This window comes from uncultured Marivirga sp. (genome assembly GCF_963974845.1).
Taxonomy (GTDB): domain Bacteria; phylum Bacteroidota; class Bacteroidia; order Cytophagales; family Cyclobacteriaceae; genus Marivirga; species Marivirga harenae.
The window spans coordinates 16,439-36,355 of the sequence record NZ_CAXBEQ010000004.1 but is presented as its reverse complement, the minus strand read 5'-3'; the positions used below and the strand labels follow the sequence as shown (position 1 = coordinate 36,355).

Annotated in this window: 19 protein-coding genes and 2 other RNA genes; 13 read left to right on the top strand and 8 right to left on the bottom strand. The window is 35.9% G+C overall.

Features of this window, described 5'->3' with window-relative positions:
- Window positions 1-45: 45 nt before the first annotated feature.
- On the top strand, window positions 46-1,116 hold the full coding sequence (locus tag AAC601_RS10130) for an isoaspartyl peptidase/L-asparaginase (RefSeq protein ID WP_303270111.1): 1,071 nt from the start codon (window positions 46-48) through the stop codon (window positions 1,114-1,116).
- A 530-nt stretch (window positions 1,117-1,646) separates the two neighbouring features.
- Entirely contained in the window at window positions 1,647-2,789 is a 1,143-nt protein-coding gene (locus AAC601_RS10125) for an acyl-CoA desaturase (protein WP_303270112.1), read from the top strand.
- A gap of 8 nt (window positions 2,790-2,797) precedes the next feature.
- On the opposite strand, the gene AAC601_RS10120 is transcribed toward AAC601_RS10125, so the two are convergent.
- The 7 genes from AAC601_RS10120 to AAC601_RS10090 form a co-directional block, all read right to left on the bottom strand.
- Window positions 2,798-3,367: a uracil-DNA glycosylase family protein gene (locus AAC601_RS10120; protein ID WP_303270113.1), complete on the bottom strand. Its 570-nt coding sequence runs from the start codon at window positions 3,365-3,367 to the stop codon at window positions 2,798-2,800.
- Window positions 3,368-3,370: 3 nt separating this feature from the next.
- Window positions 3,371-4,186 carry an ABC transporter permease gene (locus tag AAC601_RS10115; protein ID WP_340153176.1) on the bottom strand — a complete coding sequence of 272 codons (816 nt, stop codon included), beginning with the start codon at window positions 4,184-4,186 and terminating at the stop codon, window positions 3,371-3,373.
- Window positions 4,183-5,085, bottom strand: a complete 903-nt coding sequence (locus AAC601_RS10110) for an ATP-binding cassette domain-containing protein (protein ID WP_303270115.1) — start codon at window positions 5,083-5,085, stop codon at window positions 4,183-4,185. Before AAC601_RS10110 ends, AAC601_RS10115 begins: the two co-directional genes overlap by 4 nt.
- Window positions 5,086-5,089: 4 nt before the next feature.
- On the bottom strand, window positions 5,090-5,674 hold the full coding sequence (locus AAC601_RS10105; protein ID WP_303270116.1) for a DUF4252 domain-containing protein: 585 nt from the start codon (window positions 5,672-5,674) through the stop codon (window positions 5,090-5,092).
- A 75-nt stretch (window positions 5,675-5,749) separates the two neighbouring features.
- Window positions 5,750-6,280, bottom strand: coding sequence for a DUF4252 domain-containing protein (locus tag AAC601_RS10100; RefSeq protein WP_303270117.1), 531 nt, complete (start codon window positions 6,278-6,280; stop codon window positions 5,750-5,752).
- Between the two features lie 125 nt (window positions 6,281-6,405).
- Window positions 6,406-6,927, bottom strand: coding sequence for a hypothetical protein (locus AAC601_RS10095; RefSeq protein WP_340153175.1), 522 nt, complete (start codon window positions 6,925-6,927; stop codon window positions 6,406-6,408).
- A complete protein-coding gene (locus AAC601_RS10090; protein WP_303270119.1) occupies window positions 6,896-7,429 on the bottom strand; it encodes an RNA polymerase sigma factor in 534 nt (177 codons plus the stop codon). The genes AAC601_RS10095 and AAC601_RS10090 overlap by 32 nt, the downstream gene beginning before the upstream one ends.
- 415 nt (window positions 7,430-7,844) lie before the next feature.
- Here AAC601_RS10090 and AAC601_RS10085 point away from each other — a divergent pair, with 415 nt between their 5' ends.
- From AAC601_RS10085 to AAC601_RS10070, 4 genes are all read left to right on the top strand, one after another.
- Entirely contained in the window at window positions 7,845-8,417 is a 573-nt protein-coding gene (locus AAC601_RS10085; protein WP_340153174.1) for a hypothetical protein, read from the top strand.
- 72 nt (window positions 8,418-8,489) lie between these two features.
- Entirely contained in the window at window positions 8,490-9,371 is an 882-nt protein-coding gene (locus AAC601_RS10080) for a pirin family protein (protein WP_303270121.1), read from the top strand.
- A gap of 83 nt (window positions 9,372-9,454) precedes the next feature.
- Entirely contained in the window at window positions 9,455-9,892 is a 438-nt protein-coding gene (locus AAC601_RS10075) for a MarR family transcriptional regulator (RefSeq protein WP_340153173.1), read from the top strand.
- A 31-nt stretch (window positions 9,893-9,923) separates the two neighbouring features.
- Window positions 9,924-11,033 (top strand): alkene reductase, encoded by a 1,110-nt coding sequence (locus AAC601_RS10070; RefSeq protein WP_340153172.1) that lies wholly within the window; start codon window positions 9,924-9,926, stop codon window positions 11,031-11,033.
- A 150-nt stretch (window positions 11,034-11,183) separates the two neighbouring features.
- Here AAC601_RS10070 and ssrA read toward each other — a convergent pair.
- Window positions 11,184-11,585: a transfer-messenger RNA gene (gene ssrA / locus AAC601_RS10065) on the bottom strand.
- 245 nt (window positions 11,586-11,830) lie between these two features.
- Between ssrA and ffs the strand changes: the two genes are divergently transcribed.
- The 7 genes from ffs to AAC601_RS10030 all read left to right on the top strand — a co-directional run bounded on the left by ffs (window position 11,831) and on the right by AAC601_RS10030 (window position 19,885).
- An RNA gene (gene ffs, locus AAC601_RS10060) (signal recognition particle sRNA small type) lies at window positions 11,831-11,928 on the top strand.
- A gap of 217 nt (window positions 11,929-12,145) precedes the next feature.
- A complete protein-coding gene (gene fsa / locus AAC601_RS10055) occupies window positions 12,146-12,802 on the top strand; it encodes a fructose-6-phosphate aldolase (RefSeq protein WP_303270140.1) in 657 nt (218 codons plus the stop codon).
- A 75-nt stretch (window positions 12,803-12,877) separates the two neighbouring features.
- Entirely contained in the window at window positions 12,878-13,081 is a 204-nt protein-coding gene (locus AAC601_RS10050; protein WP_303272127.1) for a fructose-6-phosphate aldolase, read from the top strand.
- Between the two features lie 106 nt (window positions 13,082-13,187).
- Window positions 13,188-13,901, top strand: a complete 714-nt coding sequence (locus AAC601_RS10045) for an ATP-binding cassette domain-containing protein (protein WP_340153171.1) — start codon at window positions 13,188-13,190, stop codon at window positions 13,899-13,901.
- Between the two features lie 48 nt (window positions 13,902-13,949).
- Window positions 13,950-14,336 carry a hypothetical protein gene (locus AAC601_RS10040; RefSeq protein ID WP_340153170.1) on the top strand — a complete coding sequence of 129 codons (387 nt, stop codon included), beginning with the start codon at window positions 13,950-13,952 and terminating at the stop codon, window positions 14,334-14,336.
- A 281-nt stretch (window positions 14,337-14,617) separates the two neighbouring features.
- Complete coding sequence (locus AAC601_RS10035; RefSeq protein ID WP_340153169.1) at window positions 14,618-16,132, top strand: tail fiber domain-containing protein; 1,515 nt, start codon at window positions 14,618-14,620, stop codon at window positions 16,130-16,132.
- 33 nt (window positions 16,133-16,165) lie between these two features.
- Complete coding sequence (locus tag AAC601_RS10030) at window positions 16,166-19,885, top strand: T9SS type A sorting domain-containing protein (protein ID WP_340153168.1); 3,720 nt, start codon at window positions 16,166-16,168, stop codon at window positions 19,883-19,885.
- Window positions 19,886-19,917 lie beyond the last annotated feature (32 nt).

The following is a 19,917-nucleotide window of genomic DNA, read 5'->3' as shown; positions in this document are numbered from 1 at the left end:
AAATTCAGTTAAGTATATTGGATTCACAAAATAAATAATCAAAATATGAAAAAGACATACCAATACTACTTCAGCATTTTTGTTTTTCTTTTAATAATGGCTTGCGACCCTACCACAAGAAAGTCGCCACAGGAGAGAGATATCAAAACGGAGGAAAAGGAAGTAAAACAAGGTCCTATCAGTTTAGTGATTCACGGTGGAGCGGGCACAATAAAACGTGAAAACATGACCGAAGAGCAGGATGCGGAATATAGAGCAAAACTGGAAGAAGCACTTGAAGCAGGATATGCAAAATTAGAATCAGGAGCACCAGCAATGCAAGCTGTGATAGCGGCTATACAGATCATGGAGGCATCTCCCTTATTCAATGCTGGAGTAGGAGCCGTTTTCACCAATGAAGGTAAAAATGAACTAGACGCAGCCGTAATGGATGGGAAAACAAGAAATGCTGGCGCAGTAGCAGGCGTTTCTACTATAAAGAGCCCAATTTTAGCAGCTCTTTCAGTTATGGACGACAGCCCACACGTGATGATGTCTGGAAAAGGAGCAGAACAATTTGCAGCAGAACAGGGCTTGGAAATTGTAGATCCTGAGTATTTCTTTACACAAAGTAGATTTGATGCATTACAAAGAGTAAAGAAAAGAGAAGTGGAAAAAGATAGAAGTGCTGCTTTATTGGATTTTCCTGATAGCAAATTCGGAACAGTGGGTTGTGTAGCCTTAGATAAAGATGGGAATATTGCTGCTGGAACTTCAACTGGCGGGATGACAAACAAAAGATATGGGAGAATTGGGGATGCGCCAATAATTGCAGCTGGAACTTATGCAGATAATGCAACTTGTGGAGTTTCCGCTACTGGTCATGGAGAATACTTTATTCGTTCTGTCGTAGCTTATGATGTTGCAGCTAAAATGAAGTATGCCGGCATGAGTCTAGACGCTGCTGCCAATAAAATTGTTTATGAAGAATTAGTGGAGTTTGGTGGGTCAGGAGGCTTTATTGCTTTAGATAAAGCTGGAAATATATCAATGCCATTTAATACATCTGGTATGTATCGTGGATATATGAATGAAAAAAATATGCCGAAAGTCTTCATTTATAAAGATGAGGAATAAATAGCATATTAAATTCAATTTAAAGCCATACTCAATAAAACCGAGTATGGCTTTTTAAATGCCAATAAACTATTGTTGCTTTTATCTAAAACAAATACGTTTGTATATTAGAAGGATCGCCCCCTTTTTTGTTCAAATCATGTTTACTTCAAGGCTTCAATAATTAAACAAAAATGTATTTTTCAAAGATATCCATACAGTAATTTGGCAAGTTGAATAAACTAGCTTAAGTTCATGATCAATAAGAAAAAGGTAAGTCATTTTCAATAAGAACAAGCTGTATTTTAAGTAAATATGTATTCTTGAATACTGAAGAGATTGTTTAGGAAGAACATTAACAGAATTAAGTCCCCATAATTTTTGATTTTTGAACAATTTTCATAGTTCAAGAAATGTATTTATCTTAGAAATATAGTAAGTCAAAGATCTCAATCTGATGGTATCATGCATTCGTCTAAAAAATTCGAATCAGTAACAGATTTCATTGATTTAAGGCTATCTTGTGACTTTAGTAGTATTAATAGTTATTTATGAATAAGAACACCGTAAAATTTAACACCACCGATAACCCCGAATTTGTAAGCATCTTAAGAAAAAGAGTAAATCAATACTTCAAAGATCATAATGTCTCAAAGTATGCTAATACTCGAATGAGAATAAAAACCGCTTTTATGCTTTTGCTTTATTTCATCCCCTTAGCATTTTTACTTAGTGGATTGATCACTAGCTTTTCCTTGGCCTTCCCAATGTTTATAATTATGGGATTTGGAATGGCTGGAATTGGACTTTGCGTAATGCATGACGCTAATCATGGAGTTTATTCCAAGAACAACAACGTTAATAAAATGTTAGGATTTACCGCAAATTTTCTGGGTGCGTATCATATCAATTGGAAAATCCAGCATAATGTCTTACATCATTCTTTCACTAATATTGATGAGTATGATGAAGACATTGACAAAAAAGGTATAATTAGATTTTCCCCACATCAAGAGCGTAAAAGTATTTTCAAGTTTCAAGCTTTTTATGCCCCATTACTTTATGGATTTATGACATTCTATTGGTTGATAGCCAAAGATATTGACCAACTCATCAGATACAATAAAAGAAATCTATTAAAGGGACAAGGGCTTAATTTCAAAAAAGCATTAGGCCTAATGTTGTTCAACAAGACCTGGTACATTGCTTTAACGCTCGTGGCTCCCATTATGATAACAGGTATTGTGTGGTGGCAGGTTGTCTTAGCATTTTTGCTTATGCAATTTATCAGTGGCTTGGTGTTAGCGCTGGTATTTCAACCGGCACATGTAATCACTGAAACTGATTTCTATAAGGTCGATGAAAAAGGTAGCGTAGAAAACAATTGGGCGATCCACCAAATGCGAACTACTTCCAATTTCGCGAATTCTTCCTCATGGTTTACTTGGATTGTTGGTGGATTAAATCATCAAATTGAGCACCATTTATTTCCTAATATTTGCCATGTCCATTACGATAAAATTGCGCCAATAGTGCAAAAAACTGCTGAAGAATTTGGTATTCCTTATCACCATCATAAATCTTTTGGAGTGGCATTGAAAAGTCATTTCACTTTATTAAATCAATTAGGAACTGGCAGCTATGATAAGAAAGTAAAGGAATTAAAAACAGCTCCTATTCCCGCAGTAGCTTAATAATATTCTTAAATTATATCTGAAATCCGTGATTTTAAGTAAGGCAAGACCTCTGCTTTGAACCACGGATTTTTACTTTGCCATATATTATTTCTTGGTGAAGGATGAGGTAAAGGAAAATATTCAGGCAAGTAATCTGTATAGGATTGGACGGTCAAGGTCAAAGTTTCTTTCCTTTCTTTTTTCAAATAATATCTCTGTGCATATTGACCCACTAATAATGTGACTTTCACATTCAGCATTCTTTGAAATAACTTTTGATGCCACATAAGAGCACAAATTTTCATAGGAGGAAAATCACCTGACTTGCCTGTACCAGGATAACAAAACCCCATAGGAATCAATGCAAAACTATGCTTATCGTAGAATTCCTCTTTACCCACACCGAGCCAATTCCTTAAATTATCACCACTTTTATCGTCCCACGGAATTCCAGATTGATGCACTTTTACACCAGGAGCTTGCCCAATAATGGCTATTTTGCTTTCTGAAGAAGCTTGAACTACCGGATTAGCACCAAGAGGAAGTTCATTTTGACAAAGTTGACACTCCTTTATTTCAGAAATCAAATCATCCATAAATTAATTAACGTCCCTTTTGGCAATTAAAAAGTAATTCAACCCAATACTTACAATCAACCAAGCTAGAGCTATTAATGCACTACTGACTTTTACAAAATCCTGAATCTCCATAAATACATATCTCTGAAAAGGAATCTCAACTAAATTATTGACTGCATGAATTGGGAAAAGCGTAATTAACCAATGATCATCAAATTTGTAATTTAAAATACCAACTATTGCTGGTTCTAAAAAGATAGCATAAAAACACAACCCAATAATAGCAAAACCTGCTTTTTTCATCAAAACAGATATCAACATGGCCAGATTCAAAAAGGTAATCAGTTCGAGAAAATGAGCCAGTAAGAATTCCATGTCAGTCATATAGAGACCAAAATTAAATTCTGAACCATAAATTACACCCATAAGCGTACCCGATATCCAGATAACCAACATATTGAAAAGGCTAAAGCCAAAAATTAAGCTTTGTTTTGCCCATAAGAATTCTGAAGGTGACATCCCATCAATAATATTCTGGCGAATAGTCCTATAAGAATACTCATTGGTAACTGATATGATCACTATAAAGGCTAAGAAAAACTTCAAGTAAGAAGCTAAATATGTTAAATTCTGCCAAACATCAGGAAAATCATAGAAAGGAATGATATCGGGACTAATCCCTTGAAACTCCATGCCCGAACTGGCCATCCAAGATAAGAGCATTTTAACACTGCTTAAGACTAGTAATAAAAGCAAAAAATAAAGAGAGGCTAGGCGTATAAATGTCTTATAATTTTTAAGTTTTAACCATTCTATACGTAAAAATTTCAATATCATGACTTTTCGGATAAAAGTTGTAAAAATTGTTTCTCCAAGGATTTATTGATGTAGGTTAAATAGGTCAAGACAACTCCTTTCTCAATTAAGAACCGATGAAAATCCTGAATTGGGGTCTCTTTTGATAATTGCACCTCCAATCTTCCCAAATTATTGATTTTCATATCAACAAAGGCAGGAAAAGTCCTTACTGTGTTTTTAAGACTTTCGATATCATCAGCTAACAACTCCACTCCTTCATTTCCCATTAAACTTTCTGCTACTGTACCTTGAAAGATTTTCTCGCCCTGCTTCAAAACAGCAAAGTGAGTACAAACTTTTTGCACCTCATCCAATAAATGGCTTGCTAAAATGATGGTTTTTCCTTGCCCGGCAATATTAACGATTAGCTCTCTGATTTCTGCAATTCCTTGTGGATCTAATCCGTTAGTCGGCTCATCTAAAATCAAGATTTCTGGGTCGGATAGCAATGCAGAAGCAATGGCTAATCGCTGTTTCATTCCTAATGAATAAGTTTTGAAAGGAGATTTAGCTCTTTGAGCCAGTCCCACCTGCTCCAAAACTTCCATTATTCTGCTTTCGGGTACTTCCTTAATTTTGCAGACTATCTTTAAGTTTTGAATTCCTGAGAGATAGGGATAGAAAGTAGGGCTTTCTAAAATGGCTCCTAACCTTTTTCTTTGCGCTGCAGTCGGTTCCTCCCCAAACCATTGGAACATTCCAGAATCCTTCTGAACAACCCCCAGTAAAATTCCGAGGGTTGTACTTTTACCACTCCCATTGGGACCCAGCAATCCAAAAACAGTTCCCTTTTCAACTTTTAATTCGAGATTATTAACTGCCTGAATATTTCCATATTGCTTATTCAGCCCTGAAATTTCTAATACATTTTCTGCCATAAATTTATTCGTCAGTGCTTTCAGACTGTTTCTCAGTGGAATCACCCTTCATTTCCTTCTGCATCTTTCTTACCCTCTTCCTATGTTCCTTTTGCTTTTCTTTGTCTTGAATAAAGTCGCCAATCGGACCCAAATCCAAATCAGCTTTCATTAAAGCTGGAACTTGTGAAATATCGAATGTTCCTTCCAGAAAACCAACAAAAAGACCGTCCTTAGTGTCAGCAGAAGCAAAGAGGATATCTTCTCTACCTTCTGGTGCTTTAATTTCGATATCCGCATTTTCCATTCTAGCAGAAAATATAGATTCCCAATCGTTGAAATCTTGCTGGCTTTTCCATTCAGCATAATCAGCTTTTTTAGATTCCTTATCCCATTTTATCTGCAATACATGCAGTTTTTGTATACCTTTCGTTGCCTCAGCAAAATTAGGATCATTTTTGGTATTGATCATTTTCAAATTGCTGGGATAAAGATTTATATTTAATGTATGAATTTCTTTTTCTTGGAGACTTTTCAATGGGTCTTCAATTTTTTTCTCGCAGGCTGAGAAAATAGATAAGGTAAATAAAAATAAAATTAATAGTCTCATATGCTCAATAATTTAAATAGAAAAAGCAAGGTAAGCCTAAGCTCACCTCGCTAAAATTAGTTTATTTTTTGGTAATTACTTTTGGTCATCTTCCATATTGTCCAATTGTTCGAGATTTTCCATACCCGATATATTCAGACCTTTTGCCATTTTCGACATTTGTTTAAGGTCTATTTCACCGAAGATACTAGCCGCTACAAAACTGCTGTCACTTCCTACCAACATCACGAGTTCACTTACCTTACCGCCTTTTTCTTGAATTAAAAATCGAATATCTGAATCGCCATCTCTAACGGTCATCAACTCATCATATCCTCTAGCAAATGCAGAATTCGCTTCTGAAAAAAGTGCTGCACCATTGCTAGTTTTACTATTAGCAATTAGTTTTATTCCCTTTAATCCAGATACCGCCTTTTTCATGGCTTCCTCTTCTTCTCCTTCTACTTCAAAATTAGAGAACAATTCAATCATTCGTTGATTCACTGAAACAATAGTAAAAGTCTCATCTGATGAGTATTTATTATAAAATTTCATGAATTCTGTGTTCTGTGCTTGTGCTGCTAAACTTACTAAAGCTAATGCAACTATTAATCCTATCTTTTTCATTTTTTTTCGAGTTTTAAGTATTAAGTAATAAGTATTAGGTACTTAGATTTAAGATGTAAGAGTTTAAGATTTAAGATCCTATCTCCTGTCTAGATTCTAGACTCTAGACTCTTGATTCTATCTATTCATCCATCTTGCCCTTCTTTTTTCTTTTCTTTTCTATCCGGTTGAAAAGTGTTTTTCACTTTCTCTTGTGCCGTATTAATCATTTCAAGAGAGCTTAGATGCTTTTTTCCGTGATTCATCATGGAAGCCATCAGCTCTAAAGTAGCTTTTGCTTCTTTATAGGCTTTTTCTTCTTGTTGAGCCAGTTGTTTTTGCTCTTGTTGCTGTGGCATCCACCACGCGAAGAAACCTAATGCAAATACTACCAAGATAGAGGCTGCAACCTTCATCCAATTCCAGCTGTCTTTTGGCTTGGATTTTTGATGAATTTCCTTCATGATTCTATTATCAAAATCATCATCCAGCACGAGCTCTTGCTTGACTTCTTCATGGCTTCCAAACCAATCTGCCAATTTCTTTAATTCGCCAGTAAGCTTATCTTTATTGGCTTTGAGTTCGTTTTTAAACTCCATTTCTTCTACTTGACTGAGCTCGCCCAGCCAGTACTTTTCAAGCCATTGTTCGAGTTTTCTTAATGCCATGGTCATTTATTTTTTGCATACTTGCTTTCAAAAATTTTCTGGAGCGAAAGAGGTCAGATTTCACTTGTGCCTCAGATATTTCCAAAGTTTCAGCAATTTCCTGATAACTATTCCCTTCCACTTCTCTTAAAATGAATACCGTTTTTTGCTTGTCACTCAACTGCTCCATCACTTCCTGCATAATTTTCCATTGGTCTTGCCAAAGGGAGATTGTACCAGGATCTTGTCCAAAAGTCTTCTCTAATTTGAGCGAATCATGATGCTTTTGGACTGTTTTTCTCTTCCTCAATCTATCCAAGCAAATATTCTTAACTATTTGCATACCCCAAGCCTCTGGATTTTCTACTGCTTCCCAGTCGGCTCTTTTGTCCCAAATCTTAATCATAGCTTCTTGGGTCGCGTCTTTAGCCTCCTCTTCGTCTTTTAGAAAGTAGTAGCCAAAGCGGAAGAGCTTATTCTTTTGACTTAGGTAGATATTTTTAAAGTAGTTTTCTTCGCTCATTACAATAGGTAGATGCACAAGAGGAGTGAAAGTTACAGAGAATTTGAAATTATTTTAATAAAATTGATTCATATGAATTATTTAACTGAATATCAGTCAAATAAGTATTATTTCAATTAGCTGATATTTCTATCAACACCCCTATGATCCCCTCAAGGGGATAGTTCTCACCGATTTTATTTTAGTAGAAAGCAATAGGGTTCATCACTATTTATTAAATAATACCTTTTGATAATATTTTATTACAGTGATACAAATCAAATTAAAAAATAAAAAGTAACTCTGTGCGTCTCCCCCCTTGAGGGGGGCTACGGGGGGGGTGTTTTATTAGCTATGATCATTTTTTAAATCAACATAAGTATGGGAAAAATAAGCCAAAGAAGTATCTTTCGAACATTACTATAAAACTCTCAATATGAAAATCCTATTTAGTCTTTCGGTATTATTATTCTCTTACACTTCCTTTTCTATCGCCCAAGAAGAAAAATCCAATCATCTCCAATTTTGGGAATCATTAGAACAACATTGCGGAAAAGCATATGCCGGTAAAGTGATTACGGCCCCAGTGCCAAAGGATTTTCAGCAGCAAGATTTGGTCATGCATTTTCTATCTTGCGGGGAAGGTCAAATAAGAATCCCTTTTGTGGTGGGAGAAAACCGGTCCAGAACATGGATGTTTACTTTGAACGAAAATAGTATCCAGTTAAAACATGACCACAGACACGAAGATGGAAGTCCGGACGATATTACGATGTACGGAGGCACAAGTCCCAACACTGGATTTGCGAAATTACAATATTTCCCAGCCGACCAAGAAACGGTTGATTTAATCCCTTACGCTGCTGGAAATGTTTGGTGGGTCAGTATCACGGATTCTACCTTTACCTATAACTTAAGGAGAGTAAGTAGCGATAAACCTATTAGAGTTGAATTTGATTTAACTGAAGAAGTGGAAGCACCTGCTGCTCCTTGGGGTTGGGAAAATTAGAAAAAGCTTTCAGTTTTTTGAAAACCTAGCGTTGTATATGAGAGTTTAAAGATGAATAAATAATCTAGTGCAATGTCTAATATCTCCTTAATAATAGAAGAACGTGCTGCCGATATAGGCGGTTTTATGGTTGGTCGTTTACTTCCGTTCAAACAGAAAAGAAGTGTTGGGCCATTTGTTTTTATCGATCACATGGGCCCAGCTGCATTGAGTGATCATGAAAACTTAGATGTTCCTCCACATCCTCATATTGGACTTTCTACCCTGACCTATTTATTTGAAGGTTCTATTTTGCATAAAGATAGTATCGGTAGCGAGGTAGAAATTAAACCAGGGGCTGTTAATTGGATGACTGCTGGAAAAGGTGTTGTGCATTCGGAGCGAACACCAGAATATTTAAGAAATTCTGATAAGAAGCTTCATGGCTTACAAATTTGGGTAGCATTACCTAAGCATTTAGAAGATTCCGCTCCCACCTTTGCACATATTGAAGCAAATAAGATTCCGCAGTGGAATGAAAACGGCTTAGAAATAAAACTGATAGCAGGACAAGCATTTGAAAAAGAGTCTCCTGTGCCAGTGCATAGCAACTTGTTTTTCATTGAGATTAAAAGTAAAAAGGCTCAAAAAGTGAATATAGGTAATGATCTTTTTGGTGAAAGTGCCCTATATATTCTAGAAGGACATATAAAAAGCGAGGGAAATCAATTTGATCCAAAGCAAATACTAATAGCTAAAGAAAGCTCTTTGTGCGAATTTGAAATGGGAGAAAACAGCACAGTCTATATTTTTGGTGGAGATCCTTTTCCTGAAGAGCGCTATATTAATTGGAATTTTGTTTCATCTGATAAGGAAGTTTTACGGCAAGCCAGGCAAGACTGGATAGACAAAAAATTCCCAAAAGTGCCAGGTGATGATGGTTATGTGCCTTATCCAAATATCAGAATAAAATAATTTGATTTTTTTCTTTAAAAACTTAACCTATAATTTAAGCTCCCGTATTTATATTCCATGGAACATAATTCCATGGAATGCTTATGGAAATAGAAAAAGTCATCAATCATCAGTTTCAAAATGAAAGTCAAAAACTTATCGCTGAATTACTGTATTCAGCGAATTGGCTTGAAAATCTGATCGCTAAAGCATTAAGCCCTTTGGATATTTCTTTCCAGCAGCTAAACGTATTGCGCATCATTCATGGGCAAGAAGCAAATAAAGCCAATGTACAAGTCATCAAGGATAGAATGATTGATGACCGCTCCAATGTTTCCCGATTGCTGAATAAGCTATGCGAAAAGGGATTTACTCTCAAAGATAGATGTACACGCGATCAAAGAGTAGTGTATATAGCGCTAACTGAAAAAGGTATAGAGGTGATGAAGCAGGGAAAAGCGAAGATGGAGCAAATTCAATTTTCATTAAACAACAAAAAACTACAAAATCTAAACAATCTATTAGAAGAACTTAGATCATAAATTCAATCAAGCAAAATTTAATTACATAAAAATGAATACAAATCAAGCACTATTAAAACCTATTAAATTAGGAGATTTAACACTAAAAAATAGAGTCATTATGGCTCCAATGACCAGAAGTAGAGCAGATAATCCTGAAAAAATAGCTACTGCAGCTTTACAGGGGACCTATTATCAGCAAAGATCTTCTGCTGGTTTAATCATCACCGAAGGTTCTCAAATTTCAGAAAAAGCTGTAGGCTATATTAATACTCCCGGCATTCACACTAAAGCACAAACGGAAGCTTGGGAAGAGGTGACCAAAATGGTGCACGATGAGGGTGGTAAAATTTTTATCCAGCTTTGGCATGTAGGCAGAATATCACATCCTGATTTTCATAATGGAGAACTACCACATGCTCCTTCAGCGCTTAATCCTGAAGCAAAATCTTTTACTCCTGAGGGATTCAAAGACACGGTGGTACCAAAGGAAATGAGCCTTGAGGACATCCAGCAGACCATCCAAGATTTCAAGAATGCAGCAGCAAATGCATGGGAAGCAGGTTTCGATGGTGTTGAAATCCATTCATCAAATGGTTATTTATTACATCAATTCTTCAGTTCCACTTCAAATATTCGCGAAGATGAATATGGTGGCTCCATTGAAAACAGAGCCAGAATACTTTTTGAAATTATAGATGAGATTAAAAAAGTGATGCCTGAAAACAGAATTGGGTTAAGATTAAATCCTTCACTGCATGGTATTTTCGGAATGACTTTAAATGAAGACACCATTCCAACTTTCGACTACATTATTGAAAAGTTAAATGATTATGATTTAGCTTATTTACACTTATCAGAACCTTTTAATGATGTATCAGATGTAGAAGACGCAGAGACACAAATTGCCAAAAGATACAGACCAATTTACAAAGGCAATTTAATGATTAATGCTAATTTCGATCAAGAAAAAGGTAATAAGGTTATTGAAGATGGAGATGCTGATATGGTAGCTTATGGAAAGCCTTACATCTCAAACCCTGATTTAGTAGAGCGTTTTGAGAACGGGGCTGAGCTAGCAGAATTTGATACTGATACTTTCTATACGCCTGGTCATAAAGGCTATACCGATTACCCGAAACTTCAAGAGGTAGAAAATTAAAGTTTAATAGTTTAGTATATGGTTGAGCCACCTAGATGAGAATTCGGGTGGCTTTTTTATTTTGCAAATTTACTTTTTGTGAAACGCTATTTCAGGACTAGACAGATTTAAATTAAAAAAAGCCTCTTCAAACTAATGAAAAGGCTTTTATAGTGGAGTTGGAGGGATTCGAACCCTCGTCCGGATAAGGAAACGATGCATCTTCTACATGCTTAGTTACTAATTAGGTTTTCGAGCCTGTTATGGAAAGCAACAGTCCTGTTGCAGGCCTTAGCTATTTGAGTTTCGCAACGGCTTAATAGCATCACCACGCTAGTTTCTCCTTTCGACACTCCTTGACCGCTCCCGGAAAAACGAAGGAACGAGGAATGTGGCTGGGGAATCCTTTTGGGGACTCAACCCTTAAAGCTTTATCTTAATAAATTAAGATTATGCAGCCATGGCGTAATTAGATTCGCCAATTATAGTTGGAATGAATTACTTAAGGATGTACATTCTCCACCCTGCATGCTAATACATAATTCACACTTACCGTCAATACCGGTCAACCCCATATATCAATTTATTAATCCTTCCGTTTGAAGGGCTACAAATGTACGATATTACATTCGATTCTAAATCCGAATTATCTAATTCTTTCACACGGGCTTGTCAATTAAAAGTTTATTAAAATCTCCAAAAATATAGTTTTGACTATTTTTAAACAACAACACCCTGCGCTTCAATCTTTTAAAAATTCCCAAAATATTTTTCTCCTTTCCCTATTTACATTTCCAATCATTCTTCCTACCTTTGCATCGGCAAATCGGCACGACCAGCTCCTGCTGAATTCCCCCAGGACCGGAAGGTAGCAAGGGTAGGCGGTCGTAGCGGTGCGATGTTGGTTTGCCATTTTTCTTTTCCCTCCTTTTTCCCAATAATACTACATCTATTCATCAATCAAACTGGGGCAGCCTTAAACCTGTCTGGTTTGCACTCGATATTTATGATGTAAACGCTCTAGTATTGACACTATTAATTCTATAAAGCTGACAGGTTTCTAATAAGACATTTTCAGATTAATATCCTACCTTTGCACAAGATTACTTGAACTCATTAAAATAACTTTACCAATGAAATTTTTTATTGATACCGCTAATTTAGACGAAATCAGAGAAGCCTACGATATGGGCGTTCTAGATGGCGTAACCACCAACCCTAGCCTTATGGCTAAAGAAGGCATCACTGGAGATGCGAACATCAAAGCTCACTACAAAGCGATATGTGATATCGTTGATAATAATGTTAGTGCAGAAGTAATTGCTACTGACTACGAAACCATGATGAAAGAAGGCCGAGAGCTTGCTAAAATCGATGACAAAATCGTAGTCAAAGTGCCTATGATCAAAGATGGCGTGAAAGCGATCAAGCAATTCTCAGCTGAAGGCATCAGAACCAATTGCACTTTGGTATTTTCTTCTGGTCAGGCTTTATTGGCTGCCAAAGCTGGGGCTTCTTATGTATCCCCTTTTATCGGAAGATTAGACGATATTTCCACTGATGGGTTGACCTTAATTGAAGATATCATTCGTATCTATGACAATTATGCTTACGATACTGAGGTTTTAGCAGCTTCTGTTAGACACACTATGCACTTAATAGAATGTGCCAATATGGGTGCTGATGTTGTGACTTGTCCGTTGAAAGTAATTACAGGATTATTGAAACATCCACTAACAGATTCTGGTTTAGCTCAATTCCTTGCTGATCATAAAAAAGGAAATAAATAAAAGTAGACATGAGAAATTGGAAATATGATAACCACTTTTCCTATTTCCAATTTCAAATCTCATATTGATCAAGAAATGTATATCATAAAAGTAAAAGGCAAAGCAAAAATACCAGATTATATCCAACTAAGAGATAACGATTTTGTATTAATTGCCTACTTCAGAGCTGACCGTCCGTTAAAAAATATGGACAAATATGGACTAGAGGGCAAGGAAGAAGCCTTAGAAAAAGTCATAAATGAACTACCTTTTGGTAAAATTCAAGCTTTAGACATATGATGTACCCTCATTTGACAATTTTATGAAGATGGTATAATCTTTAGATTGTTCATGAGCCCATGATATTTTTTTTGTATAATTAAGTTTTAGAATTCATAAAACCGAAATGTCCTCATTTTCCAACGATCCAGTAATCCGAATTGAAAACGCTACAATCTTCCAAGAAGATAAGGCTATTTTAAGTGATATATCTTTAAGTATCGGCAAAGGTGAATTTGTCTATCTTATTGGCAGAACAGGAAGTGGAAAAAGTTCTTTAATGAAGACAATTTATGCAGATCTAGATCTACGTTTGGGTCAAATGGAAGTGGGGGGATTTAAAATAAATGGAATTAAATCAAAACAGATTGCACAACTCCGAAGGAAAATTAGTGTGATTTTTCAAGATTTTCAGCTTCTGGCTGACCGGACTGTAGCCGAAAATCTGTATTTCGTCATGAAAGCCACTGGATGGACAGAAAAATCCAAAATGAAAGCTCGCATGGCGGATGTATTGATGAGAGTGGGTTTGGGTGCTGTAGATTCAAAAATGCCTCATCAGCTTTCTGGCGGTGAACAACAAAGAGTGGTAATTGCAAGAGCCTTAATAAATGAACCCGTTTTATTAATTGCAGATGAACCTACTGGAAACTTAGACCCTGAAGTTTCTGAGGGCATTTTTAAATTATTTACAGACATCAACAAAAGTGGTACAGCTATACTTATGGGCACACATGACCATAGCTTTTTAGATACGCACCCTTCCAGAGTCTTAAAATGCCAACAGGGTAAATTATTGGATTCTGAACAAGAAGATTTTGATTTTAAGAGTAACTATTAAAAGCATTAATGCATCTGAACAATTTACGTCCTTTTTGCTTTTTTAAAGATGCATAATTTTGATTCAAGACCAATAATTCCATCTTCTGAAGTAAAAACTGGTACCAAAGAAATTGAAGCCTTTCAAAACAATACTTTACGGCCTATCATTAAACAGCTTCATTCCATTCTACTCAATCATTTTTCTTTACTACTTTCCAGTAAAAAGGGGCAATACTTTAAATTCTCAGAAGATCAAAAGCCCAGTTATATTCATAGGCTTTTTCAAAAAGAAACTAGATACAAATCCGAATTAAAGGGGATGATTATTGGTAATCTAACTTCTGAAGAGTTCGGAATTTACAGGTTAAACTACAAAGTTATTGACAAGAGAATTTACTCTATCGTGGAAGAACGAATAGTAACCAATCAAGAAGAGCTTCAGGATTGGAATTAAATTTCTACATTAAATAGCAACTAATACCCAACAAAGAAAGATTGAAACTTCATATTCTTAAATCCTCTAAGAATAAAAAGGCTTACAATCTCCTTACGGACACCGTTAAATAATGGTGATTTTCTTTATCAGGAATAATGTGGGTTTTATCGAAAAAGGTAAAAAATATAATACCTACATATAGGTATATCTCTATCCATCAATAGCATATCAATTTTCATTTTTGTACTTTGAATAATATTAAAAGTTAAAAATAGCTTCTATTTAAAAGATACTGCAAAATGAAAAAAATCAATATCACCATCGCATTAATTCTACTTTTTAGCATCAGTCTTGTAGCTCAGAAATTACCTTTCCAAGGCTATCTGGAAGAATCAGGTGTCCCAGTGGAAGGAAACCGAGATTTTCAGTTTGATTTAGCAGATTTCGGTTGGACAGAAAGTTTCAGTGCAATTCCTGTAACTAAGGGAATATATAATGTGGTATTGGGCACAAACTCGCCACTACCATCCAATATTTTTAACGGTATAGCTGAAACACCACTTACAATCACAGTTGATGGAACTGAAATTGGAATAATTACTCTTTACAAGCCTTTAATCTCCACGAACTCATTGTTGAATGACGAAGGTAATCTTAAAATAATTGGTATCAATGACAGTGTCAATATCACAATTGGAAGCACCAATGATCAATTTTTCGGTAATATCGGTATTTTTGATTCACTAGGAGTTTCAAATGGATTTCTAAGAGCTAGAAATAATGGAGGCTATCTTCAACTTCAAAAACTTGATCCATCTGGGAATTTTTCTAGCGCCATAACCGCAAGTACTTCTAATGCTACAAGTAGTTTAAACTTGTTTGGTCAAAACACTGCTGCAGATAATGCCTCCTTAATGATTAATAATTACATTACTGGAAACGAGATAGAAAATGGTCCGGCTATGAGCGGAAATTACAAGCGAGCAGGTACTGATTGGTCGGATAATGAAGGCACTCTGCTTGCGGCAATTGGAAATGCAAGGGATGAATCAGGTCCCGACCCAAGTGGGAAATCAGGCTATTTGACATTATGGGGCACAAATTCAATAAATGTTTCACTAACAGGAAAAAGATGGGACAATAATAATTTACCTATACTGGAATTATTTGGAAATAACGATGATGGAGATACTTTTTTTCAATCAAATTTTAGTGCTGAAATTTTGCGAGGTGAAGGAACGAGCAGCTATGCTGATTTAAAAATGAAGCGCACAGATAATGGAGGATTGAACTACGAAGGAGTTTTAGTGACTTCCGATTATGGTGCAGCTGGACTTGGAGGAGGTATAGAAATCAGAAATAGTTCTGGTATCAATACCGTAGTTTTGAATGGTCAAAATGGAGAATTGACTGCAACAGCATACAATAATCCATCAGATAGAAGATTAAAAAAAGAAATTTCTCCCCTTGAAAATGCTTTGCAAAACACTTTGCAATTGAGAGCCACGACCTACTATTGGAAAGATAAAAATAAATCAACTCAACGGCAAATAGGAGTGATTGCCCAAGAACTCGAAAAAGTATATCCTGAGTTTGTACATACTAGTAGTGAAGGATTAAAATCAGTTAATTATGCTCAAATGACTGCCGTATTAATAGAAGCGGTTAAAGAGCTAAACACAAAAATAGAAAAACTTAAGACAGAAAATGATAATTTAGCTACTGCATTAAACCAGCAAAAAGACCTTACTGAAAGGATTTCTAAGCTGGAAAAAATGCTAATGGAAAATATTAGTATTACAAGCAATGATTAATAATAAATGGTTTTAATCTTAAACAGAATCATTATGAAAAAAATAATATCATTAATCATTTTTCTGATCGCTGGTTCAGCTTTCGCATTTACCCAATCACTGCAAAACAATAGCTACACGGTTAGCGCTGCACGAATAGTAAATGGTAACACGAGCATGACTGTTAGTAGTTCTTCATTTAGTACTAGCCCCATCGCTAGCGGTGAGCAGTCTTTATCCCCTGGTTTTCAGTCATTATATAATGCAATAAACAGCGCATCCTTAGCTACTGAAATTGATTCGCTAGCACTAGTGGATTTGTATAATGCAACCAATTCTGGGGATACTACCTGGAACAATGCGAGCGGCTGGCTTACAGATCCTTTGGATCAATGGCAAGGAGTTGGTTTAAATGCGGAAAGAAGGGTAAATTTTTTGGATCTTAGCAATAATAACCTGACAGGAGCTTTACCTGAAAGTTTTAAAAACTTGGATGCACTGCAACAATTATATTTCTACATCAATCCAAATTTAGAAGGAGAACTCTTTGATTTTTTAAGAAACTTCCCTGCATTAGAGAGAGTTTCTGCACATGATTGTAATTTCACTGGTCTAATTAACCCAGAGGCTTTTCAAATAAACCTGGTGGAGCTAAGAGTACATAATAACGCGATTTCGGATAGCATTCCAATTGAAATTACTAACTCCCCCAATTTGGATGACCTCACTTTAAATGGTAACAACATCACCGGTTCCATCCCAGCTGAAATCGGCCAGCTTCGAAAGCTTCGTAGCTTAGACTTGAGTGCTAATCCCTTGGAAGGCAATCTTCCAACTGAAATAGGCCTGATGGATAGTTTAAAATTTCTTTACATTGAACAAATTGGTTTAACAGGAGAAGTGCCTCCCGAAATACTAAATTGTATGAACCTACAGGAATTTTGGTTCAGTGAAAATAATTTTTCTGGTACCTTACCTGACGTATTTAATCTACCGAATTTTAGAGCCTTGCAAGCAGGTGGTAATGTCAATCTTTTGGTGGATCTACCTGACAATATTGGCGATTTGACGCAGCTGGAATTCCTCTCTATTTGGAATACAAGACCAAATGGAGGTGCTTTCCCCGAAGGAGTATATAATTTAACGAATCTTTATGGTCTTGATTTATCAGAGCAATTCTTTACTGGAACCATAGATGAAAGAATCGGTAATTTAGTTAATCTTGAACAGCTTTATTTGAGAAATAATCTTTTGGAGGGTGCTTTTCCAATTGAAATTATGTCAGCTTCCGGTTTGCATACTTTTGATATCAGTTCTAATAATTTTGATTTTATGCCTGATATCAGTGGGATGGCCAATTTACAGAGCGTAAATCTGATCCAAAATCGCTTTCAATTTGAAAGTTTAATACCATATTTAGGCATAAGTGAATATTTCTTCATGCCTCAAAGGATAATTGGCAACTCCCAAGACCTAGAAGTTTCAATTGGGTCAACACAAGAAATAAGTTCTGCTATAAATGAATTTGAAAATGTTAATTATCAATGGATATTAAATGGTGACTCCCTAGCGAATGCTTCTGCTAGTTCATTTACGATTGAGAACTTCACAACTAGCACATCAGGTAGATACTTTATGCAGGCTACGCACCCAGATTTACCGGAGCTTATATTGAATTCAGCACCAATAAATTTAAAAATTGCAGGAGGAAAAACAAACTGGTACATTGACAACAGACCTGGTACAATTGCTGATTTTAGAGATTTAAGCCAAGCAATCAACGCCACTAAATCTGGGGACACATTATACATTGCTGGGTCTAATCAACTCTATACAGGCGGTATTATAGAAGGTGCAAGGATAATTATAGGCCCTGGGTACTTCTTAGAAGAAAATCCGAATACCCAATTCAATACCCAAGCGGCAGAGATTGATTTTCTTGACCTATCCAATAGTGCAGACGGAAGTGAAGTCTACGGTATTTCAACGCAAACTTTGAGACTTAACAACCAATCTTCATCTGCGCCTGATACTTTGAAAAACGTTATCGTTGCCGGCAATAGAGTAAAATCACTGAGTTTTACGGACAAAAACATTAACATAACTGTTCGAGGGAATATTATAAATGAATTACAATTCGCATCTACATCCGTTCAAAATGTTAATCGATCATATAATGGCTTTACAATTAGCAATAACATAATCGATACAGTGAATACTTTTTTTGATGTTATTTCGACTGAAAAAAGTAGTCTAGATAATATGATTTTTGATTTTAATAACATTCGGTACATTTCTGACAGTATTAATGATTTAAGCTTTTCAAACAGTATTATTGGAGAGCAAGGAATCGGAACCAATACTTTTGAAAATAATATTGACTACGATGAAGGGCTGTTCACGAATTCTAGTGGGGATTTTACTGTTGATAATGATTATACTCCAATTAATAGTGATCTACCGCAAGGTGCCTTTGCAGGGGACCATCCATACAAACTGAGCGGACTTCCACCTATTCCTTCTATTTACAATATTGAGATTGGAGACCGCCTATCTGCAAAATTAAATGTCAAATCTAACAATGATACTAATATTGCAAATATTAGATACTTGTACAGGCGGAACAATCAATCCTCAAGCCCCTATAATGTAAATGGATTTGAAATTTCCCAAGATTTGGAGGTAGAGTTTTTACCTAACCGATCATCTATACAAGCTAATGAATCTTACGACTTGATATTCGTGGCCATTGATGAATCTGGCAAGAGAAGTCATAGAACATATGTCACGTATGAAGCCATATCAGCAAATTTATCAGGAGACGTAGTAGATATCGACAATATTAATGTAACAGAAGGCACTGTTAGGTTATTTGCTATAAATCCATTTGCCAACAAATATGATACTGCAGCTATTCAAAGTTTAAATGGCTCTAACACTTTTAATTTTGAAAATCTTATTTTAGGTGACTATATAATTTTAGCTGACCCTGATGAAACAGAATACCCCAACCTAATCCCAACATACCTTGGTAATACATTAGATTGGCAAGTGGCTGATACCTTATTCTTGCAAGGAAATATTAGCAATGTCACTATTGAGGTTGAAAAAGAGCCAGAACCCTTAACAGAACGCGGTTCAGAAATCTCAGGAACTATTCAAGAAGAATTCTCAGATGCTGACACCACCTTAAGAGTACTGCCGAGAAAGCGAGTAAGCGGTGTTGGAGTGAGCGTCAGGGTCTTAACAGGCTCTTCAAGACCTGAAAAAAGTTTAAGATTATTGGACGATGATTATGAATTGGTCGCTTATATCAAAACAGATGAAAATGGAGAATTCACGCTCCCAAATTTACCTAGTGGTAATTACCGAATAAGAATAGAATATCCTGGGGTCGAAATGGATGAAACTTCTGACATCAATTTTAATTTAACAGGTGAGCAAGGGGAAGTTGTGACTTTAGAGGCTCTAGTTGAAGACGGCCTTGTCACAGTTACTGAAACGGGAAGAGTTACTTCCAATAATCCTGAAAACCCTATACTTTTCAAATTTTACCCCAATCCAGTCAAAAATGAATTACACTTGATGCTGGAAAGCGAAACAATTTCAACTGAATTAATTGTGTTTGACATCAAGGGAGTGATTCAAAAGCGTATCAAGTTGAACAGCGGACAAAATACGCTAGATACAAAAGATTTGAGCACAGGTACTTATATTTTACGACTACAAGATACTGATGGAAATTATATAATGAAAAAGATGATTAAGATCTAAATTACCACCTACTCGTTCTTTAGCATTTTCTA

Bases quoted from the DNA above. Each gene is read 5' to 3' on its own strand.
- AAC601_RS10090 (WP_303270119.1), bottom strand. From the start codon at position 7,429: ATGAGCGAAGAAAACTACTTTAAAAATATCTACCTAAGTCAAAAGAAT.
- AAC601_RS10035 (WP_340153169.1), top strand. From the start codon at position 14,618: ATGAAAAAAATCAATATCACCATCGCATTAATTCTACTTTTTAGCATC.
- AAC601_RS10040 (WP_340153170.1), top strand. From the start codon at position 13,950: ATGCATAATTTTGATTCAAGACCAATAATTCCATCTTCTGAAGTAAAA.
- AAC601_RS10100 (WP_303270117.1), bottom strand. From the start codon at position 6,280: ATGAAAAAGATAGGATTAATAGTTGCATTAGCTTTAGTAAGTTTAGCA.
- AAC601_RS10070 (WP_340153172.1), top strand. From the start codon at position 9,924: ATGAATACAAATCAAGCACTATTAAAACCTATTAAATTAGGAGATTTA.
- AAC601_RS10080 (WP_303270121.1), top strand. From the start codon at position 8,490: ATGTCTAATATCTCCTTAATAATAGAAGAACGTGCTGCCGATATAGGC.
- fsa (WP_303270140.1), top strand. From the start codon at position 12,146: ATGAAATTTTTTATTGATACCGCTAATTTAGACGAAATCAGAGAAGCC.
- AAC601_RS10120 (WP_303270113.1), bottom strand. From the start codon at position 3,367: ATGGATGATTTGATTTCTGAAATAAAGGAGTGTCAACTTTGTCAAAAT.
- AAC601_RS10125 (WP_303270112.1), top strand. From the start codon at position 1,647: ATGAATAAGAACACCGTAAAATTTAACACCACCGATAACCCCGAATTT.
- AAC601_RS10085 (WP_340153174.1), top strand. From the start codon at position 7,845: ATGAAAATCCTATTTAGTCTTTCGGTATTATTATTCTCTTACACTTCC.
- AAC601_RS10095 (WP_340153175.1), bottom strand. From the start codon at position 6,927: ATGGCATTAAGAAAACTCGAACAATGGCTTGAAAAGTACTGGCTGGGC.
- AAC601_RS10115 (WP_340153176.1), bottom strand. From the start codon at position 4,186: ATGATATTGAAATTTTTACGTATAGAATGGTTAAAACTTAAAAATTAT.
- AAC601_RS10105 (WP_303270116.1), bottom strand. From the start codon at position 5,674: ATGAGACTATTAATTTTATTTTTATTTACCTTATCTATTTTCTCAGCC.
- AAC601_RS10075 (WP_340153173.1), top strand. From the start codon at position 9,455: ATGGAAATAGAAAAAGTCATCAATCATCAGTTTCAAAATGAAAGTCAA.
- AAC601_RS10030 (WP_340153168.1), top strand. From the start codon at position 16,166: ATGAAAAAAATAATATCATTAATCATTTTTCTGATCGCTGGTTCAGCT.
- AAC601_RS10045 (WP_340153171.1), top strand. From the start codon at position 13,188: ATGTCCTCATTTTCCAACGATCCAGTAATCCGAATTGAAAACGCTACA.
- AAC601_RS10050 (WP_303272127.1), top strand. From the start codon at position 12,878: ATGTATATCATAAAAGTAAAAGGCAAAGCAAAAATACCAGATTATATC.
- AAC601_RS10130 (WP_303270111.1), top strand. From the start codon at position 46: ATGAAAAAGACATACCAATACTACTTCAGCATTTTTGTTTTTCTTTTA.
- AAC601_RS10110 (WP_303270115.1), bottom strand. From the start codon at position 5,085: ATGGCAGAAAATGTATTAGAAATTTCAGGGCTGAATAAGCAATATGGA.